Source organism: Paenibacillus sp. cl6col (genome assembly GCF_900102125.1).
In the GTDB taxonomy this organism is placed as follows: Bacteria; Bacillota; Bacilli; order Paenibacillales; family Paenibacillaceae; genus Paenibacillus_B; species Paenibacillus_B suaedae.
Genome location: NZ_FNAZ01000002.1, coordinates 246,325 through 271,160, shown reverse-complemented (window position 1 = coordinate 271,160; position 24,836 = coordinate 246,325). Strand labels below are relative to the sequence as shown.

The 24,836-nt window shown below is 48.1% G+C and carries 28 protein-coding genes and 1 riboswitch; of the genes, 2 read left to right on the top strand and 26 right to left on the bottom strand.

The features are described from left to right. The 23 genes from BLS15_RS05360 to BLS15_RS05250 all read right to left on the bottom strand — a co-directional run bounded on the left by BLS15_RS05360 (position 1) and on the right by BLS15_RS05250 (position 20,280). On the bottom strand, positions 1 to 528 hold the full coding sequence (locus BLS15_RS05360) for a redoxin domain-containing protein (RefSeq protein WP_227774399.1): 528 nt from the start codon (positions 526 to 528) through the stop codon (positions 1 to 3). A gap of 214 nt (positions 529 to 742) precedes the next feature. After that, positions 743 to 1,489, bottom strand: a complete 747-nt coding sequence (locus BLS15_RS05355) for a pseudouridine synthase (RefSeq protein ID WP_021252922.1) — start codon at positions 1,487 to 1,489, stop codon at positions 743 to 745. A gap of 106 nt (positions 1,490 to 1,595) precedes the next feature. After that, positions 1,596 to 2,141 (bottom strand): spore maturation protein, encoded by a 546-nt coding sequence (locus tag BLS15_RS05350; RefSeq protein ID WP_021252923.1) that lies wholly within the window; start codon positions 2,139 to 2,141, stop codon positions 1,596 to 1,598. A 73-nt stretch (positions 2,142 to 2,214) separates the two neighbouring features. Next, entirely contained in the window at positions 2,215 to 2,877 is a 663-nt protein-coding gene (locus BLS15_RS05345) for a nucleoside recognition domain-containing protein (protein ID WP_036590561.1), read from the bottom strand. A gap of 27 nt (positions 2,878 to 2,904) precedes the next feature. Then, a complete protein-coding gene (locus BLS15_RS05340) occupies positions 2,905 to 4,206 on the bottom strand; it encodes a D-alanyl-D-alanine carboxypeptidase family protein (protein ID WP_021252925.1) in 1,302 nt (433 codons plus the stop codon). A 194-nt stretch (positions 4,207 to 4,400) separates the two neighbouring features. Then, positions 4,401 to 4,886, bottom strand: coding sequence for a GerW family sporulation protein (gene ytfJ, locus BLS15_RS05335; RefSeq protein ID WP_021252926.1), 486 nt, complete (start codon positions 4,884 to 4,886; stop codon positions 4,401 to 4,403). Next, a complete protein-coding gene (locus tag BLS15_RS05330) occupies positions 4,859 to 5,536 on the bottom strand; it encodes a DUF2953 domain-containing protein (RefSeq protein ID WP_021252927.1) in 678 nt (225 codons plus the stop codon). The genes ytfJ and BLS15_RS05330 overlap by 28 nt, the downstream gene beginning before the upstream one ends. Before the next feature lie 206 nt (positions 5,537 to 5,742). Continuing rightward, positions 5,743 to 6,441, bottom strand: coding sequence for a metal-dependent hydrolase (locus BLS15_RS05325; protein WP_021252928.1), 699 nt, complete (start codon positions 6,439 to 6,441; stop codon positions 5,743 to 5,745). A gap of 51 nt (positions 6,442 to 6,492) precedes the next feature. Next, positions 6,493 to 7,149, bottom strand: a complete 657-nt coding sequence (gene scpB, locus BLS15_RS05320; RefSeq protein ID WP_021252929.1) for an SMC-Scp complex subunit ScpB — start codon at positions 7,147 to 7,149, stop codon at positions 6,493 to 6,495. Then, positions 7,118 to 7,912, bottom strand: coding sequence for a segregation and condensation protein A (locus BLS15_RS05315; protein WP_028533111.1), 795 nt, complete (start codon positions 7,910 to 7,912; stop codon positions 7,118 to 7,120). The genes scpB and BLS15_RS05315 overlap by 32 nt, the downstream gene beginning before the upstream one ends. 72 nt (positions 7,913 to 7,984) lie before the next feature. Further along, the gene (gene ribE, locus BLS15_RS05310; protein ID WP_021252931.1) at positions 7,985 to 8,452 is read right to left on the bottom strand and encodes a 6,7-dimethyl-8-ribityllumazine synthase; all 468 of its coding nucleotides are present in this window, start codon (positions 8,450 to 8,452) and stop codon (positions 7,985 to 7,987) included. An 84-nt stretch (positions 8,453 to 8,536) separates the two neighbouring features. Then, positions 8,537 to 9,778, bottom strand: coding sequence for a bifunctional 3,4-dihydroxy-2-butanone-4-phosphate synthase/GTP cyclohydrolase II (locus tag BLS15_RS05305; RefSeq protein WP_021252932.1), 1,242 nt, complete (start codon positions 9,776 to 9,778; stop codon positions 8,537 to 8,539). Positions 9,779 to 9,799: 21 nt separating this feature from the next. Continuing rightward, positions 9,800 to 10,483, bottom strand: coding sequence for a riboflavin synthase (gene ribE, locus BLS15_RS05300; protein ID WP_021252933.1), 684 nt, complete (start codon positions 10,481 to 10,483; stop codon positions 9,800 to 9,802). Next, positions 10,464 to 11,633, bottom strand: a complete 1,170-nt coding sequence (gene ribD, locus BLS15_RS05295; protein ID WP_021252934.1) for a bifunctional diaminohydroxyphosphoribosylaminopyrimidine deaminase/5-amino-6-(5-phosphoribosylamino)uracil reductase RibD — start codon at positions 11,631 to 11,633, stop codon at positions 10,464 to 10,466. Before ribD ends, ribE (BLS15_RS05300) begins: the two co-directional genes overlap by 20 nt. Positions 11,634 to 11,963: 330 nt before the next feature. Further along, positions 11,964 to 12,123: riboswitch (FMN riboswitch) on the bottom strand. Positions 12,124 to 12,291: 168 nt separating this feature from the next. Beyond that, entirely contained in the window at positions 12,292 to 12,729 is a 438-nt protein-coding gene (locus BLS15_RS05290; RefSeq protein ID WP_021252935.1) for a peptidylprolyl isomerase, read from the bottom strand. Between the two features lie 211 nt (positions 12,730 to 12,940). Beyond that, positions 12,941 to 14,272, bottom strand: coding sequence for a diaminopimelate decarboxylase (lysA, locus tag BLS15_RS05285; RefSeq protein WP_028533115.1), 1,332 nt, complete (start codon positions 14,270 to 14,272; stop codon positions 12,941 to 12,943). Between the two features lie 184 nt (positions 14,273 to 14,456). After that, positions 14,457 to 16,118, bottom strand: coding sequence for a spore germination protein (locus BLS15_RS05280; protein ID WP_021252937.1), 1,662 nt, complete (start codon positions 16,116 to 16,118; stop codon positions 14,457 to 14,459). An 82-nt stretch (positions 16,119 to 16,200) separates the two neighbouring features. After that, on the bottom strand, positions 16,201 to 16,638 hold the full coding sequence (locus BLS15_RS05275) for a stage V sporulation protein AB (protein ID WP_021252938.1): 438 nt from the start codon (positions 16,636 to 16,638) through the stop codon (positions 16,201 to 16,203). After that, entirely contained in the window at positions 16,631 to 17,281 is a 651-nt protein-coding gene (locus BLS15_RS05270) for a stage V sporulation protein AA (protein ID WP_021252939.1), read from the bottom strand. The genes BLS15_RS05275 and BLS15_RS05270 overlap by 8 nt, the downstream gene beginning before the upstream one ends. Before the next feature lie 102 nt (positions 17,282 to 17,383). Beyond that, positions 17,384 to 18,139 (bottom strand): RNA polymerase sporulation sigma factor SigF, encoded by a 756-nt coding sequence (gene sigF / locus BLS15_RS05265; RefSeq protein WP_021252940.1) that lies wholly within the window; start codon positions 18,137 to 18,139, stop codon positions 17,384 to 17,386. Positions 18,140 to 18,150: 11 nt separating this feature from the next. After that, complete coding sequence (gene spoIIAB, locus BLS15_RS05260; RefSeq protein ID WP_021252941.1) at positions 18,151 to 18,606, bottom strand: anti-sigma F factor; 456 nt, start codon at positions 18,604 to 18,606, stop codon at positions 18,151 to 18,153. After that, positions 18,603 to 18,956, bottom strand: a complete 354-nt coding sequence (spoIIAA, locus tag BLS15_RS05255; RefSeq protein WP_021252942.1) for an anti-sigma F factor antagonist — start codon at positions 18,954 to 18,956, stop codon at positions 18,603 to 18,605. Before spoIIAA ends, spoIIAB begins: the two co-directional genes overlap by 4 nt. 91 nt (positions 18,957 to 19,047) lie before the next feature. Then, complete coding sequence (locus BLS15_RS05250; RefSeq protein ID WP_021252943.1) at positions 19,048 to 20,280, bottom strand: D-alanyl-D-alanine carboxypeptidase family protein; 1,233 nt, start codon at positions 20,278 to 20,280, stop codon at positions 19,048 to 19,050. Between the two features lie 139 nt (positions 20,281 to 20,419). Between BLS15_RS05250 and BLS15_RS05245 the strand changes: the two genes are divergently transcribed. Then, positions 20,420 to 21,025, top strand: coding sequence for a hypothetical protein (locus BLS15_RS05245; RefSeq protein ID WP_090510353.1), 606 nt, complete (start codon positions 20,420 to 20,422; stop codon positions 21,023 to 21,025). Beyond that, the gene (locus tag BLS15_RS05240; protein WP_051249860.1) at positions 21,006 to 21,581 is read left to right on the top strand and encodes a hypothetical protein; all 576 of its coding nucleotides are present in this window, start codon (positions 21,006 to 21,008) and stop codon (positions 21,579 to 21,581) included. Before BLS15_RS05245 ends, BLS15_RS05240 begins: the two co-directional genes overlap by 20 nt. 72 nt (positions 21,582 to 21,653) lie before the next feature. Here BLS15_RS05240 and BLS15_RS05235 read toward each other — a convergent pair whose 3' ends face one another. The 3 genes from BLS15_RS05235 to BLS15_RS05225 all read right to left on the bottom strand — a co-directional run bounded on the left by BLS15_RS05235 (position 21,654) and on the right by BLS15_RS05225 (position 24,764). Further along, positions 21,654 to 22,481 carry a purine-nucleoside phosphorylase gene (locus BLS15_RS05235; protein ID WP_028533120.1) on the bottom strand — a complete coding sequence of 276 codons (828 nt, stop codon included), beginning with the start codon at positions 22,479 to 22,481 and terminating at the stop codon, positions 21,654 to 21,656. A gap of 102 nt (positions 22,482 to 22,583) precedes the next feature. Further along, positions 22,584 to 23,771 (bottom strand): phosphopentomutase, encoded by a 1,188-nt coding sequence (locus BLS15_RS05230; RefSeq protein ID WP_021252945.1) that lies wholly within the window; start codon positions 23,769 to 23,771, stop codon positions 22,584 to 22,586. A gap of 63 nt (positions 23,772 to 23,834) precedes the next feature. Beyond that, entirely contained in the window at positions 23,835 to 24,764 is a 930-nt protein-coding gene (locus tag BLS15_RS05225; protein ID WP_021252946.1) for a tyrosine recombinase, read from the bottom strand. Positions 24,765 to 24,836: the final 72 nt, after the last annotated feature.

The window sequence follows — 24,836 nt, the reverse complement described above, 5'->3', positions numbered from 1 at the left end:
CTATTCTTTCGCCATTTGTTCCAAATAGGACTCTAGCTGGCTTGTAGTGACTTCCCCAGTATGAATAGCATGGACTTTGCCATCAGGCTTGATGAAGAATGTGGTCGGCAATGGACGGACACCGAAGGCTTTGGTTACACTCTTATTTGAATCGAGCAGCATCGTGAAATGAACATTTACCGCTTTCATATAATTGTCCACAACGATCGCATCTTCTCCATAGTTGATGCCGACGACTTCCACGTTGCGATCCTTCCAATCATCTGCTGCCTTCTGCAAGGTGGGCATCTCCCGCTCACACGGTTCGCACCAGGAGCCCCAGAAATTAAGCACCAGGGACTTTCCCTTGTAATCACTCAGCTGCACAGTATCGCCCTTCAGCGTATGAAGCGACACATCTGGTATGCGGCTGCCAACCTCAGGGTATGTAGGCTTACTGTACGCATTGCTAATTGCAATCCCGCCAAGTATCGCAATGACAGCTAGTATGAGAATCTGGACTGTCTTGTTTCTCTTGCCCAATATCATCGCCCCTTCTTGATGTGGTTCAATTGATATAGATTGAACACTTGCTTTCTATGACATATTTCACATTCAGACGACATAATTGCAACAATTGCATTACACCATCCACGACTATTATAATTCATAGATTAGCGGACATATCTTCCTCAATATGAAAATTATGTGTCACCATATACTGGGCGGGGTGCAATAAAAGCGATTTACTGCTCTATCCGATTTACGTATGCATGGTACGGTTGGATTTCATCTCCATACGGAGTTCGTTGACTTCCGACTTCGTCAGCACACGGTGTTTGCCACGGGCAATTCCTTGCAGCGTAATATTGCCGAACTTCACACGCTTCAGCTTGGTGACAGGATGGCCAATCACCTCGAACATGCGGCGAACTTGACGATTGCGACCCTCATGGATCGTTATACTGATGGTTGCCGTATTGCTCTCCAAGTCAACATCATGGTATTCCACCGCAGCTGGCTGAGTCATACCATCCTCAAGTTTAACCCCTTTTCTCAGTTGCTCCAGCTTATCCCCATGAGGTACGCCTTTCACGGTTGCATGATAGGTCTTCTCCACATGATGGCGCGGATGCATGAGCATATTGGCTAACTCACCATCATTTGTAAACAGCAGCAGCCCCTCTGTTTCATAATCGAGGCGTCCTACCGGATATACTCGTGCCTTTACACCCTTCATGAAATCCATGACTGTCTTGCGGCCTTCTGGATCTGATGTACTTGTAATAACGCCTTTTGGCTTATGGAAGGCTAATACTATTTTGTCGGACTTAACCGATATCGTTCTCCCACTAACAGTAATCACATCGCTTGACGGATCTGCCTTTACGCCTAGAGTTGTTACGACTTCTCCGTTAACTTCTACCTTACCTGCCTTAATAAGCTCTTCACACTTTCGACGCGATGCGACGCCCGCGTTCGCCAAAATCTTCTGTAAACGTTCTTCCATGAATGTCTGTCACCTCAAACTATTAGTATCCTCATTGAAGAGAAAAGCCCGCTGCCAAGAGGGCGCGAGCTTGTCATTAACTTACATTATTCAAGCTATTATGATATTACCCTGTAATGAAACCAAATACAAGGAAACAGACGACAATTGCTGCAATAAATCCGACCAAATCAGAGAATAGGCCAACTTTTAGTGCATACCGGCCTTTCTTAATCCCAACAGCGCCGAAATATACGGTCAACACATAGATCGTTGTATCAGTGCTCCCCTGTATCGTTGAAGCAATTCTTCCAATCATGGAATCAGGCCCGTACATCTTAATCAGATCGGTAGTAAAGGCAAGAGAGCCAGCTCCTGTAATGGGCCGCAAGAAAGCAAGCGGCATCACCTCACCAGGAATGCCAATCCAATCGAGTATCGGACGCAGCAGCCCCACCATCCAATCCATCGCACCAGATGCACGGAATACACTGATCGCAACCATCATGCCTACTAAGGTTGGAATGATGTTGATTGAAGTTTGGAATCCATCCTTCGCCCCTTCAACGAAGGTCTCATATACGGGCACACGCCGAAAATAGGCAAACAGCGGAATAAAAACGATAATGGCCGGTATGGCCCATGCGGATATAGAGGAAACAAATGCATACATAACCGGACCATCCTTTCTACTTCATTTCGAGGCTGGAAGTAAGGTCATGATGCCATAATCATCAAATCATTGTTCAACTAGCTGGTGTATGATATCCCGCTCCCTGAGATTCCGTATACCGCCCTTTGTCAGACTTTAATTGTTGCGGGGGCGGACGCTTCGCATCCTTTCTTCGGTACCATCGATCCGCGAAGATCGCTGCAAATGTTGCTACAATGGTCGCAAGCAGCGTAGTACCTACAATCTCGGCAGGATTAGCAGAGTTGAAATTCATCCTTATCGCAATCAATGTTGTTGGGATTAGGGTTATACTTGACGTATTGATTGCAAGCAGCGTGCACATGGCAGGCGTAGCCGTATCTTTATTCGGATTTAATTTCTGGAGCTCCTGCATAGCTCTTATCCCCATCGGTGTAGCTGCATTGCCTAGCCCAAGCAAATTCGCGCTCATATTCGACATAATGAAGCCGAGAGCAGGATGGTTGCGAGGTACATCGGGAAACAAATACCTAACGACTGGACCAAGAGCCTTGGCAAGCCGCTTCAGCAACCCTGCATCCTCTGCAATCCGCATGATCCCTAGCCAGAACACCATCACACTGATGAGTCCAAAGCTTACAGATACTCCTGTCTTCGCTCCCTCGAACACGGCTTCCGTCACTACGTCAATCTTTCCCTGAGCGGCAGCAGCGATGAATCCCACAAACAGCATGAACATCCATATCGCATTTACAATGACAACCGTCTCCCTTCCCATGGGCGATCAAGCTGCGCCAAATAGTCTGCCTGTTACACGTTTTAGTACCATCATCCATTCACTGAGTACGTTGCCGCTCTTTCTTTCACTTGGAACTGCAGAAGTGTGTTTGGCTGAACCACCTCGAGTTGGCGCAGATTCGTCTGGAGAAATTCTTCGAACATCTACACTGGCTATCGGTTCCTTGTCCACATACATCGTCAAGCGTCCCTGATGACCTAACCTTGCATCGAGACTACCGCTAGCCGGTACGAAGAGCTTGGCAGACAATTTCGATTGCTCCCCATATCCAAGCGGATACGTCAGCGATCTAGAAGCTTCGAATGGCTGACCCTCAATATGTTGGCCTTCCTCTACAATCTTCGCTTGCGGAAACGCTTGAAAGCCGTAATCGAGCATCCTTCTATGGTCTTCCCAATCTCTGGAGTCATTCAGTGTTACAGCAACAAGCTGCTGGCCATTCCGTGTGGCAGAACTGACTAGACACCGCAATGCACCTTTCGTGTAACCTGTCTTCACACCATCTGCTCCTTCATACAAGTGAAGCATTTTATTCTTATTGCCCCACACATAATCCCAATTGTCGATTGTATTAGGCGCCTTCTTCGTACGGGTGCGCACGATTTCACGGAAGGTTGCATTATGCAGTGCATATGCTGATATACGAGCTAGATCTTCTGCAGTCGTATAGTGACCCTTCTCATCCAAACCATGAGGATTGCGGAACTGGGTATGCTCCAACCCGAGCAGCTTCGCCTTCTCATTCATTAAGTGGACGAAGCCTTCTTCCGAGCCTCCAACGTGCTCAGCAATCGCCACCGCAGCATCGTTTCCTGAACGAAGCATAAGGCCATACAACAAATGGTTGAGACTCATCTCTTCTCCAAGTCTCAAGTAAATGGAGGAGCCTTCCTTCCCTACAGCACGAGAAGTCGCCTTTACTTTATCCTCCAGCCGGCCATGCTCAATTGCCACAATCGCGGTCATCACTTTCGTCGTACTCGCCATTGGAAGCTCCTGCTTCCCGTTATGGCTGTACAGCATTCTTCCAGATGCTACATCTATTAAGGCTGCTGCTCTTGCTGCAGTAGATGGAGGCGCGATTCGAGCCGAAGCAGTTCCATTCGATGGCTCAACCTGCAGCGGGATAGACCATTCCTGTACAGCCTCACGCTGTGTGCGACTTGTGTCCACGGATGGATCAGCTGACGCGGCACGTCCATACAAATCATATGCCAGAACCGAACCCAACAGTGCGCACAACGCAATCATCTTTCCAACTTGTCCTACGTATGGATGCTTGCTCATACGTTCCTCCTTAATCTGTATACCGGTCAAGTTGTTCCATATGTATGCTTGTTCGAGACCGAGTATGTCCATCACTTACGATTACTTAAGCAAGCAGGAGTTGCTCTAATGAAAAATAGCGTCAAGCTCCCGTTGACTGCATCGCCATTTTACCGGCAATAACGGCAGCAACAATCAAGCCTGACGCCATATTCCTACCGATCCGATATAATAATATCCTCGGCCGTCGTTGATTCCTGCTTCTTGAACATCGAACTGATTTGATCCAGCACATTAGGTGCGGCATCAATAATTTTCTCCAGCAAATGCGTCTGATTGTCGAGCGACACGACATCAATGCCCCGTCTGCCAACGACGAGAAAGGCAATCGGTGTTATGTAGACGCCACCGCCGCTACCTCCTCCAAATGGCTTCGAACCATAGGCATAGGCTGCAGGAACAGTACGCGCCTCACCACGTTCTGAGGCTGGTCTGTCATGTCTGTCGTGCCTGTCGTGTCTCTCATCCAACCGGAAGTCGCTGCCTCCTGCCGCAAAGCCAAATGCAACACGGCTTATCGGCAAAATGACACTGCCGTCAGGTGTTTGGACAGGATCGCCCACGATTGCATTTACATCTACCATAGCCTTAATATTGTTAAAGGCTGCATGCATTAAGCCCTCGATAGGATGTTCCGCCATGTTCGTATTCCTCCTTCTGCGCGAACGATGCGAATAATCAACTTGATTACAGCAGTTATAGCGTGCACGATGCGAATTTTGGTTATACAAACGATCCTAGTGGAAAAAAAAGGGGTGTGAAATTGCGGATTCACTTCCATCTGAGGATGTCTTCGAAATCGAATATGGTGAGACAATGCTCCTACCAGCATGCTCTTCACTGACCATGATGCCCCTGTCAATAGACAAGCTGTTGCTGGATTAAGCAGTCCAATCTCCGTATCCCAAGTAAACATGCTGCACTGTACGCGTTGGAGAGTTTCTTTGAGCCACAGAATGATGCAACGCGTATGACGTAGAAGTCGCCGCACGTTGTGCTTATATCTCTCTATCAATTTTTTATCGACCTGAGTTTCATCTCGACTTGCATGACCTGTTCCGACATTATCCTTAGCTTTTACATGCAGGTGAACCCCTGTTTCCATGTTAATAAATCGAATGGATCGCCATTCATATTTCCAACGAAGCAGTCCATAGCATGCCCGAATCAAAAGAACAACTCGCTCATGTTTTCCTGATTTGTGAATGATTATTTTGCACTCAATGGACGAAAAGACAATGAGGGCAAGCAAGACAACTACTATCCCTCCAGCAATCGCCCATCCTATCATGTCATGCGCCTCCATTTCCTAAACTATCCGTATTATGGCCTTTTATCCAAACTAGCATGCACGAGGAGCATAATTCCGAGTGGCCTTACCAAACAAAAAACCCGGCAGCTCGTATTATCGCATACGAAGCTGACGGGCAAGCATTAGAACATATTGATGCTCCTCGTTAAAGCAAGTTTCTTTGAATGTTAGGGACAAGCGCCTCTTTACAGCATCAGCTTGGAACGATCAATAGATTGACCAGGCAAAAGTTCAAGTCCTTGAATCCCAAGCTCCTGAAGCTTCGCCACAAATGCTGCCCCATCCTGTTGAATAGGAGGAAATGTATTGTAGTGCACGGGGATGACAACTTTAGCCTGTACCCACTGCGCAGCTAGCAATGCATCTTCCGGGTCCATCGTGAAGAAGCTGCCAATTGGCAAGAAGGCGATATCTGGCTTGTAGCGATCGCCAATGAGCTTCATATCGCTGTACAATGCAGTGTCTCCGGCATGATAAATCGTTAGCCCTTCTGTTTGCAGGACAATCCCTGCAGGGTTACCCATATAAATATCCTGACCATTGACTGTAACGGAGGAACTATGCAGGGCAGGCACTAGCGCAACCGTTCCAAATTCGTATGGAGCTGGTCCACCTAGGTTCATGCCTATAGCTTGCGCACCTTGCGATTCCATGTAGTTCGTAAGCTCTACCATGCCAATAATAGGCGCATTGCAGCGCTTGGAGATGGATACCGCATCACCAATATGATCGCCATGTCCATGTGTGAGCAGCACATAGTCCGCATGAATCTCTTCTGAGCGTGTGACTGCTGCAGGGTTGCCAGTCAAGAAAGGATCAATGATAATACTATGCTGTTCGGTAACAAGCTGAATGCAGGAATGACCGTGGAAATGAATGTTCAAAGCAGTTCCTCCTCATATTTGCATTTTCAACAGCTTCATATGCAGAAGTTCTTATCTTATCTCTTCCTCGTGCTCATGTTGAACTCCTGCTTCCAATTGTTCTTCAACTTCCTTCACGTCTTCAATCGTCAATTGGCGTCCATCTAACTTCTCGAACAAGAGCTGCGTTTCCTCTTCTAACCCATCCATTTGTTCAAAAGCAGAGGAATCCGGCAGTTCTTTAATTGTTGATAATCCGAAATAATCTAAGAATGATTTCGTTGTGCCATACAAAATCGGCCTTCCAATCGCTTCTGCTCGTCCAACCTCTTCGATCAAACCCTTGTTCGTCAGTGTCTGAATCGCACGATCCGATTTTACGCCGCGGATTTCTTCAATCTCAACACGGGTAATCGGCTGTCGATAGGCAACGATAGACAAGGTCTCTAGGGCTGCTTGCGACAGAGAAGAACGCGATGGCGAATATGCCATCTTCTCAAAATACGGGGCATGTTCTGGCAATGTAACTAGCTCGTACATCCCTGCGATTGCAACAATTTGCAGACCACGTTTCGAGCGCTCGAAGTCCGCGCGCAGATCGTTCATCGCTTCCTCTATAACCTCTGGGCGCTGTTCTGTAATTTCTGAGATTTGCTTAATGTTCAAGCCTTCATCACCGGCCATGAACAACAACCCCTCAATAATCGACTTCAGCATCTGAAAGTCCATCTTCCGTGTCCACCTCCCCACTCCATTGAATCACGATGTCCTCAAAGAGGCTATCCTGGTAGCAGCGAACTTGCTTCATCTTCATCAGCTCCAGCAGCGCGAGAAAGGAAACGACAATTTCCGAACGCGTGAGATGCTCGCTAAGCAAGTTAGAGAACATCATCTTACCTCCCTTGCCAAATGGACGCAGCGTGTCGATAATGCTCTTAATCCGATCCTTCACCGATATTTCATCCCGGTGGATTGTTGCGACCTGCGTTCTGCGCGACGCTTTGCTAAGTGCCTTGCGGAATGCTGCGATCAAGTCTGTGACATGTAATCCATCCACTGGATTATCAGGAGCTGTTGGCATAAATGGCGTTAAGTCCTCTGGTTCCTTGGAAAAAATCATGCTTCGTTCTGTCTCGCGTTCCCGGAGATGCTCCGCAATTCCCTTGTACTTTCGGTATTCGATCAACTTGCGTATAAGCTCTGCCCGCGGATCAGGCTCATCATCCACATAATCTTCATAGTCGTCCCATTCCATGACCGGAGGCTTGGGAAGCAATTGCTGTGATTTCATGGACAGCAACGTTGCCGCCATAACGAGAAACTCGCTCGTAATCTCCAGCTCTAATTCCTGCATATTGTGCAAATATTCCATATATTGATCTGTAATCTCACTAATCGATATATCTTGAATATTAATTTCCGCTTGGTCGATTAAATGCAGGAGCAAATCGAGCGGTCCTTCAAACTGTTCCAGCTTATACGTTACGGTCACCCCGTGATAACCTCCTGAGCAATAAAAACAAATGTAGCGCCCTTACAAAAAGGGCACTACATTAAATAAGCACTATTTTAACTGATTCGTCAAGTTCGCCATTTCAATTGCAGTAGACGCAGCTTCCCAACCCTTGTTACCTGCCTTCGTTCCTGCACGTTCAATTGCCTGCTCGATGGAGTCTGTTGTCAGCACTCCGAATATGGTCGGAACCCCTGTCTTCATGTTCACTTGCGCAACGCCTTTAGCCGCTTCACTGCACACATAATCGAAATGCGGAGTGGATCCGCGAATAACTGCGCCTAGTGTGATCACCGCATCATACTTCCCGCTCTCCGCCATTTTCTGCGCAATAAGTGGAATTTCAAATGCACCCGGAACCCAGGCAATATCTACCTCCTCATCTTTAACCCCGTGGCGCTTCAGCGCATCAAGTGCTCCCGAAACAAGCTTGCTGACAATAAATTCATTGAATCGACCAGCAACAATTCCATATTTTAATCCTTCGGAAACTAAGTGTCCTTCAAATACATGTGGCATAAGTAAAGTCCTCCTCTGTGATAAATAACTGAATCATATCGATAAGTTTATCGCACGCTTGCGGTACTTCATTTCCTTCAGGGCTTATCTGCGTGCTTGTTCATCCTGTTCAATATCGTCGAATACGAGCATATGCCCGAGCTTTGCAGCCTTCGTATGCAGATATTTTGTGTTGTCTTCATTCTCCTGCATTTGAATCGGGACGCGCTCAACGACCTCCAAACCATAGCCTTCCAACCCTTTAATTTTGCGAGGATTATTTGTAAGAAGGCGAATTTGACGAATGCCAAGATCTTTCAAGATTTGAGCTCCAATGCCGTAATCCCGCAGATCCGCTGGGAATCCAAGCTCCAAGTTGGCATCCACAGTGTCTAGCCCTTGCTCCTGAAGCTTGTAAGCTTTGAGCTTGTTAATAAGTCCAATCCCGCGGCCTTCCTGGCGCATATAGAGCAGGACGCCATTGCCTTCCTTGTCTATTTGTGAAAGCGCAGCGGCGAATTGAGGGCCACAGTCGCAGCGATGTGAATGAAATACATCCCCGGTTAAGCATTCCGAATGAACACGAACAAGTACTGGCTGAGTTCCATCAATGTCGCCCTTCACTAAGGCAACATGTTCCTTATTGTCCACACCATTCGTATAGGCAATAGCTCGGAATATCCCGAAGTCAGTAGGCATGTTCACCTCGACCTCACGTTGAACCAGCTTCTCCTTCTCATTACGATAATGAATGAGATCCTTGATGCTGATGAGCTTCAAGTCCCATTGCCCCTTCAGTTCCATCAAGTCGGGCAGTCTCGCCATCGTGCCATCTTCCTTAATCACTTCGCAGATGACACTAGCAGGTGCAGATCCGCTCAACCGGGCGAGATCAACCGCTGCTTCCGTATGCCCTGCACGGCGCAACACACCACCATTCTTCGCTATTAACGGGAAGATATGACCCGGGCGGCGGAAATCTTCTGCCTTGGCGTTCGCATCCAGCATCTTCTGGATCGTTAGTGAGCGTTCGTGCGCTGAAATGCCAGTAGTCGTATCTACGTGATCAATGGATACGGTAAATGCCGTACCGTGATTGTCCGTGTTGTGTGCAACCATTGGGTGAAGCTCAAGCTCCTCGGCACGCTCCTGCGTAATAGGTACACATACCAATCCTCGGCCTTCTGTAATCATGAAGTTAATAACTTCCGGTGTTGCCTTGTCGGCTAACGCGATAAAGTCGCCTTCATTTTCCCGATCTTCGTCATCAACCACAATGATGACCTTGCCCTGCTTCAAATCTGCAATTGCGTCTTCTATCGAATCAAAGTGAAATGCTTCCTTCATGTTGTTCCTCCCCTTTCACCATTACATAAAACCATGCTCTGCCAAAAATGCTGCATTAAGACCTCCAGAACCAGAACGATTCGAATCCTTTGTCTCGTTCTCCGGCCCTGATCTACCATACCGGAGCAAATGATCCACATACTTGCCAAGCACATCACATTCAATGTTGACGATATCACCCGGCTGCTTGCGCTGAAGAGCGGTTTGCGCCAACGTATGCGGAATAATCGATACGGCAAATTCTCCATGCTCTGCTCGCGTAAGGGTTAAGCTGATGCCGTCAATAGTGACAGAACCTTGTGGAATCATATATTTTGCCATCTCAGGCCGACTCGCCCGACATTCGATGACGACAGCATTCGCATCTCTTGTTCGTCCCACAATCGTTGCAAGACCATCTACATGTCCTTGCACAATATGACCGCCGAATCGCCCGCCTGCTGCCATTGCACGCTCTAGATTGACCGGATCGCCCGGCCTTAAATCCTTCAAATTCGTGTGGCGAAACGTCTGCGGCATCACATCCGCCATGAAGGAGGTGCCATCATATGACGTTGATGTCAGGCATACACCATTGACAGCGATGCTGTCCCCCAGCTTCATGCCATCTAGAACCTTAGATGCTCGGATGTGAAGCACCATCGCCTCACCCCGCTTCATCACAGACTGCAGTGAGCCCACTTCTTCAATCAGTCCGGTGAACATTGCTATGCTCCTCCTTTATGCTGGAATGAGTCAAATGCTCCACCTCACGCTTGCCGAAAGGATATCCTGTGATGCAGATATTATCTCCGAGCTTCTCAACCTCCACATGCTGAAGCCGGTATGCATCCTGCATCCTCTCTACACCTTCAAACACAAAACTACCAGGCGCATGCTGACCGCCGACGACAATCGGAGCCATAAATATTGCAACTTTGTCGACCAGCTTCTTCTCTAGCATCGCCCCATTCAATCGACCTCCACCTTCAAGGAGTATGGATCCGATCTCATGTTGGCCACACCATTCCATCATCTGCTGAAGGTCTACCTTCTCGCCTTCACCGCACTCGATAACCTCTACGCCTCTGGACACCAATTCACGCCGCTTCTCCCCGCTTGCCCGTGCAGTTGTGAAGATGCAGGTTCGTGCAGCTTGATCGGTTACGACGTTGGCGTCCATAGGGATCCGAAGCTTCGAGTCTACAATCAAGCGCACTGGGTTTACCCCAGGGACCGACAGACGTGTTGTCAGCGATGGATCATCCGCAAGCACAGTGCCTATGCCTACCATAATCGCTTGATGACGGTGCCTCATCGAATGAACGAGTTCACGACTTCGCTCATTCGAGATCCACTTGCTGTCCCCAGTCGAAGTGGCGATCTTGCCGTCCAGCGTACTTGCTGTCTTGAGGGTAACGAACGGAATGCCGGTCGTAATATGCTTAGCGAACATTTCAATCAGTGCGAGACCTCTCTCCCGAAGCACATCCAACGTTATCCCAATTCCATGATCCTTCAGTAGAGCAATTCCTCTCCCTGCAACCGCTGGATTCGGATCGACGCAAGCGATCACGACACGGGCAATTCCCGCTTCAATCAATCGCAGACTGCAAGGCGGTGTTCTCCCATAGTGGCTGCATGGCTCAAGGGTCACATACGCAGTCGCTCCTCTCGCCGCTTCACCAGCCATCTGTAAAGCATAGACTTCCGCATGGCCTTCACCACGCCGCAAATGAGCTCCAAGACCGACGATTCGTCCCTCGTTCACAATGACACAGCCAACTGCAGGGTTCACATCGGTCTGTCCAAGCACCTGCTCTGCCATGTTCACAGCGAGCTGCATGTACAGTTCATCATTGATAACAGCAGACATTAGGTATCCTCCTTTCCACAAACAGATCAAGGCTAACGCAAAAAAGCCCTTCGGATCCTCCGAAGGGCATGATTGATTGAGCTTACAGGTATGTACTTAATTTCACAATAGTCGCACATAAGCATAATTTCCATTTGTATATGACAAATAAAACCGACAACAAGGATGTTCTCAGCAAACTGCAACGATTTCGCATATGTCAAATACGACGATAGATGAATAGAAAACCTCGCGCTTACGCAGGTATTCGCCGTCCATTTCGCCTGGAATGCTCATGAAATTGTGAAAATAAGAACTTGAAAGAACTAATTATCGAGTTCTTCTCTCCTGACGCCCCTTCTCCCATCCAGACTATACTGTCGGCTCTGGAGTTGCACCAGATCCACCGTGTGGACGAATCCACCCGGGTCACGGACTAAGAACATCTTGCACACGCAAGAATAGGTTCATCACCGCCGGTCGGGAATTTCACCCTGCCCTGAAGGTCTGTCATTCGTATTGCTATAAAATTAGTTTCTAAGATGTTGCACTTAGAAGTGTACCACCTGACCTGGTAAAATGCAACTTGTGTCGCTTCACCGCATGGAACATTCAGCTGCGTTCAAATAAAAAAGACGTGCAGCAGCCAAGCTGCATACACGCCTTCCCTCAATTATTTCTATTCTTCCACGATTGTAACTTGCTTCATCTTGTCGCCTTGCTTAACAGCATCTACATGCTCCATGCCCTCTACAATTTTGCCAAATACCGTATGCACGCCATCCAAGTGAGGGAATGCATCGTAAGTGATGTAGAATTGGGAACCGCCTGTATCCTTGCCGGCATGCGCCATCGCAAGTACACCACGCTCATGCTTGTGCGGGTTGCCTTTTGTCTCACATTTGATTGTGTAGCCTGGGCCGCCTGTACCTGTTCCGTGCGGGCAACCGCCTTGAGCTACAAAGCCCGGAATAACACGGTGGAATGTCAAGCCGTTATAGAAACCTTCGTTGGACAGCTTCTCAAAGTTTGCAACGGTACCTGGTGCCTCTTGCTCATGGAGCTGGATTTTCACCGTGCCGCCTTTTTCCAATTCAATCAATGCATATTTGCTCATCATGTATCGTCTCCTTCCATATGTACAATGCTCACGCTTGCTCATCCGATTATACGTTATTTCATAACAAAAAGAAAACACCCGATTTCTGCCTCATCGTTATGCCACGGCAAGACAGAAGATTGGGTGTTGTAATAGTTTCCATATCTGGTGTAACTTCGAATATGAAATTCAACTGCTGCCGCGGAGCTTGCAATCGTCACATCCCGTACTATTTCAGCGCTGGCTCCTTGCGCAGACGAGCTGGAATGCAGTCATTGCGCACGATATCTTCATGCGACTCACGACGTACAACAATATCCGCTTCCCCGTTGTGCACGAATACGACAGCTGGTCTTGGAATACGGTTATAGTTGCTTGCCATCGAATAATTGTACGCACCTGTGCAAGACACAGCCAACAGATCGCCCTGCTGGACGGCAGGAAGCACAGCATCCCAGATCAGCATATCGCCGCTTTCGCAGCATTTTCCTGCTATCGACACTGTCTCCGTGGACTCATTAGTCGCACGGTTAGCAAGCAGTGCCTCATAACGAGACTCATACAGCGCTGGTCGAGGGTTGTCGGTCATCCCTCCATCAACAGCTACATATTTGCGCACGCCTGGAATATCCTTCACAGAGCCAACTGTATACAGTGTTGTTCCCGCTTCTCCAACAATACTGCGGCCTGGCTCTACCCAAATTTCAGGCAAGCATTCTCCGATGTCAGCAAAATGCTGCTTTACAGCATCTGTAATGGCCTTTACATAATCGCGAACATGCAGAGGCGTATCCCCTTCTACATAGCGGATGCCAAAGCCGCCGCCCAAGTTCACAACCCGGAATGCGATCCCTAGCTGTTCCTTCACCCCACGAGCAAATTGTGCAACGCGTTCAACCGCCATTTGGAATCCTTCAGTTTCGAAGATTTGAGATCCGATATGCGAGTGGATGCCCAGCAGCTCCAAATGAGTTGCATCCGCCGCATGACGCACAGCCTCAAGCGCCGTGCCATTGCCGATGTCAAAGCCAAACTTCGAATCCGTCTGACCTGTCGAAATGTATTCATGCGTATGTGCCTCAACCCCTGGTGTAACGCGGAGCAGCACAGGTACGGACTGATTGCGTTCTTGGCAAATTGCATTCAACAGCTTCAGCTCCGTGAAATTATCAACAACAAAGCAGCCAATGCGGGCATCAAGCGCCATTTCGATCTCCTCGGGCGTCTTATTATTCCCATGGAAGTGGATTCGCTGGGCCGGGAATCCAGCCTGCAAGGCTGTATACAATTCCCCTTCCGATACAACATCCAGCGACAGCCCCTCTTGGTCGACTAGCCGGCACATTGCTGCTGTACAGAATGCTTTGCTTGCATATGCAACCTGAAAGGTTAACCCTGACTCGCGAAATGCTTCCATGTATTGTCCACAGCGTTCTCTGACTAATGCTTCGTCAAAAATATAAAGCGGAGTACCAAATTGCTGCTTCAATTCGGTTACATCGCAACCGCCAATTTCTAAATGTCCATCCCCATTAATCTTGCTCGTTCCGTGTAAGTACATCGTCATTTCTCCCCACTCCCACTCGATCTTCTATGTCTATCCCCTCATGTTGTTCCAATTGTTGGTGAAAATATTACATCGAGTATATCAGCTTATTCGATCTTGAAAGAATGGATTTTTCCGTCCATCATTTGCATTATAGAGGTTGTCAAGGGACAAACACCTTGCCTTCCAAACGTTGAAGCTATCGCTTCGTTCTTGGCGGCATCTTTGTATTATCTCGCGTCTGATTCAAGCTAGGGCGCGTCTTTATCAGCAAGAATGGCTGTCGCACGATGATATTGTACATCGCTTTGGCATTGAACGGAATGAACGGCCATAAGTATGATGCATTGTACGAGCGATGCAGGGTCAGCCAGAGCAGCCAAACGGTTGTACCAATTACGAGTCCGGGAACTCTGAATAGCGCAACCGAAATAAGCAGCACAAGCCTCACGATTCGATTGGCCAGCGCCAGCTCATAGCTCGGTGTCGCAAACATCCCTACGGCAGCTACAGCCATGTACAAAATAACCTCATTGACGAACACTCCTGTTTTGACCGCTATGTCACCTACGAGTATCGCAGCTAGCAAGCCCAATGCTATCGCAAGCGGCGACGGAGTATGAACAGCCGCCATTCGCATGAGATCCACGCCGAGCTCTGCGATGAGGAACTGGAAAATGAGCGGTATCTTCCCTGTCTCCTGCGGTCCAATAATTTGTAGGGTGGCAGGCTTTAATCCCGGCTCGATAACGAGCAGCAGCCACAACGGGAGAATGAAGAGCGATGCAAAAATACCGATGAAGCGCACACTCCGCAAATAGGTTCCCATAAATGCAGTTTGTCGATTCTCTTCTGCATGCTGACATAAGTCGAAAAACGTCGTCGGCAAAATGATGACAGATGGAGAAGTGTCGACAAATATGACAATGCTGCCATCCATCAAATGGGAAGCGACAACATCTGGACGTTCCGAGTATCGTACTAGCGGATAAGGGTTCCACGCCTTATTGATAATCGCCTCCTCCAGTTGCTTGTCGGCCAGTGGCAGACCATCCACATTCACCGCTTTTATTTTATTACGAACCGACTCCACTTGACGCTTGTCAGCAATATCATCTATATAGGCAATACACACATCGGTACGGGTACGCCGTCCCACCTGCACCATTTCATACATAAGCCCTGGATCACGCAAGCGGCGTCGGACAAGGGTAACGTTCGTGAGCAGTGTCTCGCCGAATCCGTCACGCGCACCCCGAACCACCCGCTCGAGCGACGGTTCTTCAAGACCCCGCATAGGGAAGGTTTTGCAGTCCACTATAATTGCACTTGATTCATGATCAATAAAGAAAGCGCTGCTGCCAGCGAGCACCTTATTAATGACGCTGCTTAACTTATTCTCCCGCTCCACTTGAACATGAGGGATATAGCGTTCGAATAAGGATTTGAGCGCGTTCGGCGACATTTCTTCCTTATCCAAGTAAGACATGCGGGACAAAATTAACGTCATCACTTCGTCCTTAGCAAACCCATTCACATAGAACAGGCCCACCCGCCGCTCACCGAAGACCATCTCGCGCAGCAAGATATCGAACGACTCCCCAAGTCCGACTACCTGCTGCAGCGTTCGTTTCGTCTCGTCCAGCTTCTTGGAGATTTCGTCCTTGTCCTGCCAATAGATGATGGACTCTTCTATCGTATCGGACTTCTCACGCTGCTTTTTTCTGTCATGCAAGCTGCCTTGCTCAGATGCATGCTGCTGATTTCCTCCATCCTCAGACTTCTCTTTCGGTGATTTCGAATGAGGAGGGGGAAGTACGTCCTTTTGCGACGATTCTTGTTCTGTTTGCTGCTCTGTCATTGGGCAATGTCCTCCTTCTTATTGAATCGCAATGTTTTGGCATATCCTTCATCGCGAGATTCTCACCATTCACACAGAAATTTCAATGCGGGTATTTAAAACAGTCGAACCAAGATCCAAGAACCTTGCCAATTACCATTGCGGTCAGTAGATGAGGGAGCGCATGTGTCATACCAAGCCGTTTCGCCAATATCGGAAAAACATTCAATACCTCCGTCAGCGCTGCAGCCAAAAGTCCCACGAATACCCCATCCAGCAGTCCGATGAATGGAGAGAACCATCCCGCATAGAAGAATCGGATACTCCATAAATCTGTTACGGTAAAGAACAGCGTGCCCGCAATAATGGCGTACTCAAACCAATACGAACAGTGGAAGGAGCGAGTAAGCTGTGCTAGCCGTGGAAGCATGTCAAGCACGACAAATAATGCCACCATCGCGCCCCCAACCGTAATCCCGCCAGCGATTCCCGCGAACGATGCCAGCAGCTGTGCAAGACCATACAGCCAAGTCTCAGTCACGCTTCAAATCCTCCTTGCGCAATCGCTTGTATTCCTCGGTTATCATGTACTGGTTCAAGTTTTCCTGATATAGGAACATCTCAACTTCAAGCGGTGTCGGCTCTTCATTGAACTTCTTGCGGAAAAAGTGATTAAAAAATACGACCATCCCAAGACCGATGCCAATGGAATAGCAGGCTTGGAACCAAAATGGATTCGCATCCTTCCGACCCGTAAGCATTTCTACAATTCGTTTATGTACAGGGAGCATGCTTACATCGGCGTGAAAGTTCATGATCGCTAAGCCAGAACCGAAGAACAGCAGCAGCCAGACAAGAACAATTAGGGCGATATTTGGCTTCTTCACCTGCGTCACAACCTCAACTAATGTATGCGGCTGGCCGAAGCATTCTATGGTCATTATCGGACACAGTTCCTTAATTGCCCTCGTAATGTGCATCATGTCAATCAATATCATGTTACCGTCGCTTGTCTTTGGTTCCTTCAGCACAAGCTCTCTTAATTTCGTGTACCATGCATCGTCTGCAATGACCTCAGCTACATCCTTAAGTCGAATCGGATGATCTGGCTTGACCGAAGATTGCTTGCGCAGCCGGATATAGCAGGTACTGCCGGAATCAGGCAACTCATCCAAAGTCGCCATGTTCATCCCCCTCCTTCCTCCATATTGTTAGTATGGTTGAATAGACAGCAAAAAAACCGCAAGGACATCTCCCTGCGGTTCGCTCCTCATACCCTCTCTGGCTCACTGAGCGATCTGGGCTTTGATGGATTGCAATATTTTCTTCTCCAGTCGTGACACTTGCACCTGCGATATTCCGAGGCGACTGGCAACCTCAGATTGCGTCTGATCCCGATAGTACCGCAAATAGACAATAAGCTGCTCTCGTTCACTCAAGCCTTCTATCGCTTCATTCAGCGCAAGCTTATCAAACCATTTGTCCTGCGTATCATCGGCAATTTGATCCATTAACGTAATTGGATCACCATCATTTTCGAATACCGTCTCATGAATGGAGGTCGGTGGTTTATTCGCTTCTTGTGCGAACACAACATCCTCCGGTGATACCCCAAGCTCCGCTGCAACTTCCTTAATCGTTGGAAGCCGATTGAGCCGCTTGGACAACTCATCCTTCGTCTTGCGAACTTTGTTCGCCATCTCCTTCAGTGATCGACTCACCTTCAGCGTTCCATCATCACGCAGAAAACGCTGAATTTCACCGATGATCATCGGCACTGCGTAAGTCGAGAACTTCACGTCATATGATAAATCGAATTTATCAACAGATTTCAGCAATCCGATGCAACCAATCTGGAACAAATCATCTGGATCATATCCTCGATTCATAAAGCGCTGAACGACGGACCAGACAAGGCGTATGTTGCAATTGACAAGTGTTTCTCTCGCTAGCGAGTCACCTGTCTGACTGAGTGCAATCAGACGCTTCACTTCCGCGTCATCCAAATAATTGGGCGACGACTGCTTCAAATCAGCTTCCATGGCTTCAACCCCTAATTATAGAGCGCTTTTTTCGATTCAATCCGCTTCTTCATGCGGATGCTCGTACCCACGCCCAGTTCGGTAGTTACTTCGCATTCATCCATGAAGTTCTCCATGATCGTGAAGCCCATGCCAGAGCGTTCCATGTCCGGCTTCGACGTATACAGCGGCTGTCTTGCAAGCTCAAGATCCTCAATGCCTCGTCCATTGTCTGATACGGTCAGCATAATCTCCTCACCGGAAATAACCGCTGAAATCGTAACCATCCCAGTAGGATCATTATCATATCCGTGGATGATACAATTCGTCACTGCCTCAGAGATTACGGTCTTCATATCTGTCAGCTCGTCCATTGTCGGATCCAGCTGCGATACAAAGGCTGCAACAGCCACACGGGCAAATGCTTCATTCTCGGAACGACTGGAAAATTGCAGCGTCATTACGTTCGTGTCTGATTGTACACTCATGATACGACCTCCAACCCATTAAGCGCTTTGCGCTCATTATCGTAAACATGCACAATTTTAAACAAGCCAGACAATTCGAACAGACGTCGTACCGCGGGATTCATATCGCATACCGCCATTTTTCCGCCTCGTCCCTTGATCTGCTTGTATCTTCCTAGAATGACCCCCAAACCCGAACTGTCCATAAACGTCAAATCACGAAGGCTTAGCACGACATGGTTCACTTGCTTGCGTTGAATCGCTTCGTCGAGCTGAATTCGTACGTACTCAGACGTATGATGATCCAGTTCCCCTCTCAGACGGGTAATCAATACGTTGCGCTGGTGTTCCAATTCCACCTGCAGATTCATGGCGCTTCACTCTCCTCCCCATGATGCCGATACAGTTCGTCAATGGGATAACCAATTCCTGCCTGACGACAAAACTAGAAGCTGCACGCCGTTAATTGACAAAAAACAACTTGCCGCACGTACGTTTAAAGAGTGTCCACCAGCCAGCTTTCGCAATTTCCTCGGTGGATTCGACAGGATATTCACGAACCTTCTTATCTCCCTGATAAACGACAAGTTTCCCAAGCGACTGACCAGCCGCTACTGGAGCCTTCACAGATTTCGGACCTTCCAGTTCGAAGCGAAGATTGTCAGTGCCCTCGCCTTTTTTGAGTAAAACATGATATGGACGCCGAGCCTTCAGCTCAATATTCTCGACCATCCCTTTCTCCACACGAATATCGCCAATCTTATCTCCGCTTTTCAGCAGCGGAACATTCGTATACTGAGCGAAGGCATAATCGAACATTTGCGTGACTTCTGCATTGCGTGTCTTCGTATTCGGTTCGCCAAGCACAACAGCTACCACACGCATATTATCCCGTTTCGCTGTCGCAGACAGGCAATAACGAGCTTCTGAAGTAAAGCCTGTTTTCAACCCATCTGCACCTTGGTAGAACCGTACAAGCTTATTCGTATTGACAAGCCAAAATTTCTTGCTGGTGTTCTGTCGCAAATAATCCTCATATGCACCTGTAAATTTCGTTACATTCGGATATTTCAACAACGCTTGCGACATCAAGGCAATATCATGCGCTGACGTATAATGATTCTCAGCAGGGAGGCCATTGCAATTTACAAAATGTGTATCCTTCATGCCAAGCTCTGCAGCCTTATCGTTCATCATTTGTACGAACGCCTTCTCGGAGCCGCCGATCTTCTCAGCCATCGCAACCGATGCATCATTGCCTGAGGCCATTGCGATTCCCTTCATCATTTCCTCAACCGTCATCTCTTCGCCCGGTTCCAGAAAGATTTGCGATCCGCCCATAGACGCGGCATACTCGCTTGTTGCCACCTTGTCCGTCATCTTCAGCTTTCCTTTGTCAATGGCTTCCATGACAAGCAGCATCGTCATAATTTTCGTAATACTCGCTGGCGGAAGCCGATCGTGGCTATTTTTCTCGAAAATCACCGTTCCCGTGTCCGCATCCATAAGCACCGCTGAGCGCGCGTTATCCGCCAGTTGGGCATCCGGCGCAGCAGAGGATGTTGCTTGGCTTGGCGTTTCTGAATTTGTCCAAGGCGGCAAGTCTGTCCGTGCATAAGATGCGTTCGCCGAAGAAGGCAATATACAAGCGGCAGCAAATAAAAAGCTAAGGCTAGCACACAGCCATTTGTTCACTGATTGTCCCCTCCTATCTAAATAGCGTACATTCTGAGCGCATTACATGCGCAGGATGCACTTTCTATCCAGTGTTACCTTTCAGAAGCAAAATATTCCACTCTTACTGAAAGATAGAGCAGAACTTGGAAGGTTTATCATGTCACGATGTCGAAATAAATTGGGAAATAAATTTATAGCCTACGAAAATGAAATGCAGTACACAACGCGAGAGGATGACATCATGCTTCAGTCGCAATTTGAACACAAAATGATCTCGAGGGGTGTGAATTTCCCGGATTTTGATTTTACTAAGGATAACCTTGATCGCATCTGTATCGGGTTGCATCTGGGCTATTCAGAGGAACAGCTAATGAAGGAGCTCTCTATTTCGCAAGCACAGTGGAAGAAGAGCATCGATCTGCTCTATGGTGAAGGTCTCGCCAAAAAAGTAGAGGGGCGATATGTTCCGACATTTCCGGTCATCTCACATGAGGCGGGGCAACAGTTCTACCAGCTTAGCATCGCAATCGGAAATGACATCGTATCTCTAATCAATCACAACGCGAATCGAATCCAGCAAGAGACTTTCAAGGTCCCGGCATTGCACAATTTTGAATTTGCCGATCTCTCCCTATTTATAATGGAGCGATGTATTATTAGATTTCGTGCAAATCGACTATGTGGAACAGTTATTCCTCAAGTCCGACAGACCGTCTCGCAATGGAAAGAACTATTACTATGGTTTGTTGGAAAAACATGCTGATCAGCAGCTAGAACCGTTCGGAATTTACGGAAACCACTGTGTTCCTATCGGTTCGGCGTACTATTGCGCGTATGGGAATAACAGATACAATCAGCCTCTTCTTCCCCTGTTCAGCAAGGAACAGGTATGTACTTTATTTGGCCCTGCATTATCGGAAAATAAGGCTGCAATTCCAACGATCATCGATCACATTATTCAAAGCTCATCTGGCAACGGTTCGATTGAAAGTGAGATACGAAAGGGTTTGGGGCAGTTACATTTGTGGAAGAACGGCAAGCTGATGATCCCTGTACTGAACAACGAGGAATATCAAGCACTGCATCGCATTGCCAATCTTATTACGGCAGATTTAATCAGACTGTTCGAGGATTATCGTTCGATGCTAGTTCAAGCGTATCACGCCTCTCCTTTCGCTGAAGAAACCTCCTTCGAGGAGTATTTTATTTGGTACTATCATTTTTTATATACTTATGTGACTAACCAGCTCATCGAATTGAACGTTATACAATTGCCTTCTTCGAATGGACTCGCTCATTTTATATTGCTGGAACCATAAGATAAGGCCGCTGCTGCTGCCCGATCAACGGACAGCCATGCAGCGGCCTTTTTTCACATGTGAATGTGTTTCTTACATCACAGGGATAATTCCAATAACAAGCTTGAGGAATTGGTCTCGAACGAGCTCTGCCGTCTCCATGACCTCATCGTGCGACAATGGCTGATCCAGAATGCCCGCCGCCATGTTGCTGATGCAGGAAATGCCGAGCACTTCCATGCCTGCATGTTGCGCGACAATTACTTCGGATACCGTCGACATTCCTACAGCGTCGCCACCTAGCACACGAAGCATGCGGATTTCTGCAGGCGTCTCGTAGTTCGGGCCAAGAAAGCCGACATATACACCTTCCTGCAGTTCAACACCCTGCGAAGCTGCAACGTCCTTAGCCTTCTGGCGAAGCTGCGGGCTGTACGCCTGAGACATATCCGGGAAGCGTACCCCGAGACGGCTGTCGTTCGCACCAATCAGCGGATTGCGCCCAGTCATGTTCAAATGATCGGAAATGATCATCAGATCCCCAGGCTTATAGGAAGTGTTGATCCCGCCTGCCGCATTCGTTACGAGCAGCTTGGATACGCCAATCGCCTTCATAACGCGAACCGGGAATGCGGTTAGCTCTGGCCCATATCCTTCGTACATATGGAACCGGCCCTTCATCATCGCTACCGTACGGCCTGCGATCTTGCCGATCAGAAGCTCGCCCGCATGGCCTTCTACAGTCGATACAGGGAAATGCGGAATGTCCCCGTATGCAATCGTTACAGGCTGTTCCACCAAATCTGCCAGCACACCTAGTCCAGATCCCAAAATCAAACCTACTTCAGGCGTATCACTAATCTTAGATTGGATATAAGTCGCTGCCTCTTGAATATGATCGTGTGTAATTGTGTTGCTCATCTTATTTCCCCCATTCATCATTGTCCGATCAGAATCGATCGGTTGTAACATCATCTTCATCAAACTTTTCAAAATGTGTTGTTCCATTGTTGTCCAAACTCTTTACAGTTCTTGCAAAAAGCTTGTGCCTACTTGAGGTTGCCTTGCTCGGAAATTATCTGCGATCGTAGCACCCAAATCCGCATATGTGGTACGAACCCCAAGTGATTGCCCCGCATGCAGGGAAGGGCTGTACAGCAGAAGTGGAACATACTCCCTCGTATGATCGGTACCCGTATGTGTCGGATCATTTCCATGATCTGCCGTAATGACTAATAAATCATCCGGCCCAATTCTATCCATCATCTTAGGTAGGGCGGCGTCGAACTCCTCCAATGCCTTCGCATAGCCTGCCGGATCACGACGATGTCCGTATAATGAATCGAAATCCACTAAGTTGACGAACAGCAGCCCTTCAAATGATTGATCTAGCAACTCGATCGTCGTGTCGATGCCATGTGCATTGCTCTTGGTCGGATAAGAAGCACTTATCCCTTCTCCCGAGAAGATATCATTAATTTTCCCTACCGAAATAACGTCCTTGCCTGCCTTATGCAGCAGGTTGAGCACGGTATTTGCCGGGGGCTTGATTGCATAATCATGGCGATTCGGCGTTCTCGTGAATGCACCTGGCTTGCCAACATAAGGCCGTGCGATAACACGGCCGACAGTGTGCGGTTCACACAATGTCAGCTTCCGGGCGATCTCACAAGCGCGATATAACGCATCAAGTGGGATAATATCCTCATGGGCGGCAATTTGGAACACGCTATCCGCAGATGTATATACGATCCACGATCCAGTCGCCATCTGCTCCTCGCCATATTCATCTAGGATTTCGGTGCCTGACGCCGGCTTGTTGGCTAACACTTTGCGGCCTGTTTCTTGCTCGAATGCTTCAATCAGCTCTTGTGGGAATCCATTTGGATACGTATTGAAAGGTGAAGTAATACGTAGTCCCATCAGTTCCCAGTGACCAGTCATCGTGTCTTTGCCGACTGAAATCTCCGCCATCTTGCCATATACGCCTTCTGGGCACTCGGCAGCCTTCAAGCTGCCGAGATCGGCGATATTGCCTAAGCCAAGGCGCTGTAAATTCGAGAGTTTGATACTCGGTTTATGCTCTATGATATGTCCCAAGGTATGTGTACCCGCATCACCAAATTGCGATGCATCCGGCAGTTCCCCAATGCCAACACTGTCCAGAACAATAACTGCAATGCGTCCAAATTGCTTGCTCTCTCTATCCACGGTTACCACTCCTTCTCTTTCTTCGTCTTAGATTATGTTAAGGAGATTTGAACCATACTCCCGCTATTTCTTCTTCGCTCTTGGATGGGCAGAGGTATATACGTCCTTCATACTTGACTTTCTCATATGCTCCACATACCGCTGTGTGGTCGCAAGCTCTGCATGCCCGAGCATTTCTTGCACTGCCCGCACATCCGCACCATTCGATAACATATGAACAGCGAACGAGTGCCGCAGCGTATGGGGCGTAATGGGAAAGGATAACTCCAACTCTTCTGCATATTTTTTGATCATTTTCCAGAAACCTTGCCGTGACATCCTTTGTCCGCGCACATTGACAAAGAGCGCATTATGCTCAGTAGTCTCCAATCCATCAGCCTGTGAAGAGGAGGATAATAATTGAGGGCGTGCATCGTTCAAGTATCGTTCCAACGCTTCAGCCGCAACCTGTCCGAGAGGCACAACCCGCTCCTTGCCGCTCATGCAGCGCAGAAACCCCAACTTAGGCTGAACATCCTCCATATTAAGCGACATAAGCTCCGACACTCGAACCCCTGTCGCATATAAAGTCTCCAGCATTGCCCGATCACGAATCCCTAACGGATTGCTCTCGTCGGGTAATGCCAGCAACCGCTCTGTATCTTGCAATGACAAGATCTCTGGCGCTTTGGAAGATGCCTTCGGGCGCTCTACTTCATAGGATGGATCCAGCTTCAAATTCCCTTCACGGATACAGAAATGGAAAAAGGATCGCAGTGAGGCCGCAATGCGCGCAATACTCGAGGCCGCACGTCCATCCCGTTTCAATTGATACATATAATGATTCACATGATACGCACGAATGTCGTCCACCATGCTCACATTGTCAGCGACTGATACGATGAACATCTGTATATCACGCATATAGGCTTCTCGCGTATTCGAGGACACTCGCCGTTCATGTATTAGATAATCTCGGTATGCTTCCACCTGTTGTTCAATTAAGCCTGCCATCGTACTATACTCCTTACCTTGCGACTTTCACATCTGCAAATCTAAGCAACTGCTCTACAATAATTCAACAAC

Coding starts and splice junctions, on each gene's coding strand:
- BLS15_RS05360 (WP_227774399.1), bottom strand. CDS start 528: ATGATATTGGGCAAGAGAAACAAGACAGTCCAGATTCTCATACTAGCT.
- BLS15_RS05355 (WP_021252922.1), bottom strand. CDS start 1,489: ATGGAAGAACGTTTACAGAAGATTTTGGCGAACGCGGGCGTCGCATCG.
- BLS15_RS05350 (WP_021252923.1), bottom strand. CDS start 2,141: ATGTATGCATTTGTTTCCTCTATATCCGCATGGGCCATACCGGCCATT.
- BLS15_RS05340 (WP_021252925.1), bottom strand. CDS start 4,206: ATGAGCAAGCATCCATACGTAGGACAAGTTGGAAAGATGATTGCGTTG.
- ytfJ (WP_021252926.1), bottom strand. CDS start 4,886: ATGGCGGAACATCCTATCGAGGGCTTAATGCATGCAGCCTTTAACAAT.
- BLS15_RS05330 (WP_021252927.1), bottom strand. CDS start 5,536: ATGATAGGATGGGCGATTGCTGGAGGGATAGTAGTTGTCTTGCTTGCC.
- scpB (WP_021252929.1), bottom strand. CDS start 7,149: ATGGACTTTCAGATGCTGAAGTCGATTATTGAGGGGTTGTTGTTCATG.
- ribE (WP_021252931.1), bottom strand. CDS start 8,452: ATGCCACATGTATTTGAAGGACACTTAGTTTCCGAAGGATTAAAATAT.
- BLS15_RS05305 (WP_021252932.1), bottom strand. CDS start 9,778: ATGAAGGAAGCATTTCACTTTGATTCGATAGAAGACGCAATTGCAGAT.
- ribE (WP_021252933.1), bottom strand. CDS start 10,483: ATGTTCACCGGACTGATTGAAGAAGTGGGCTCACTGCAGTCTGTGATG.
- ribD (WP_021252934.1), bottom strand. CDS start 11,633: ATGTCTGCTGTTATCAATGATGAACTGTACATGCAGCTCGCTGTGAAC.
- BLS15_RS05290 (WP_021252935.1), bottom strand. CDS start 12,729: ATGAGCAAATATGCATTGATTGAATTGGAAAAAGGCGGCACGGTGAAA.
- lysA (WP_028533115.1), bottom strand. CDS start 14,272: ATGTACTTACACGGAACGAGCAAGATTAATGGGGATGGACATTTAGAA.
- BLS15_RS05280 (WP_021252937.1), bottom strand. CDS start 16,118: ATGACAGAGCAGCAAACAGAACAAGAATCGTCGCAAAAGGACGTACTT.
- BLS15_RS05270 (WP_021252939.1), bottom strand. CDS start 17,281: ATGGCGACTTTGGATGAGTTGCCTGATTCCGGCAGTACCTGCTATATC.
- sigF (WP_021252940.1), bottom strand. CDS start 18,139: ATGGAAGCTGATTTGAAGCAGTCGTCGCCCAATTATTTGGATGACGCG.
- spoIIAB (WP_021252941.1), bottom strand. CDS start 18,606: ATGAGTGTACAATCAGACACGAACGTAATGACGCTGCAATTTTCCAGT.
- spoIIAA (WP_021252942.1), bottom strand. CDS start 18,956: ATGAATCTGCAGGTGGAATTGGAACACCAGCGCAACGTATTGATTACC.
- BLS15_RS05245 (WP_090510353.1), top strand. CDS start 20,420: ATGTCACGATGTCGAAATAAATTGGGAAATAAATTTATAGCCTACGAA.
- BLS15_RS05235 (WP_028533120.1), bottom strand. CDS start 22,481: ATGAGCAACACAATTACACACGATCATATTCAAGAGGCAGCGACTTAT.
- BLS15_RS05225 (WP_021252946.1), bottom strand. CDS start 24,764: ATGGCAGGCTTAATTGAACAACAGGTGGAAGCATACCGAGATTATCTA.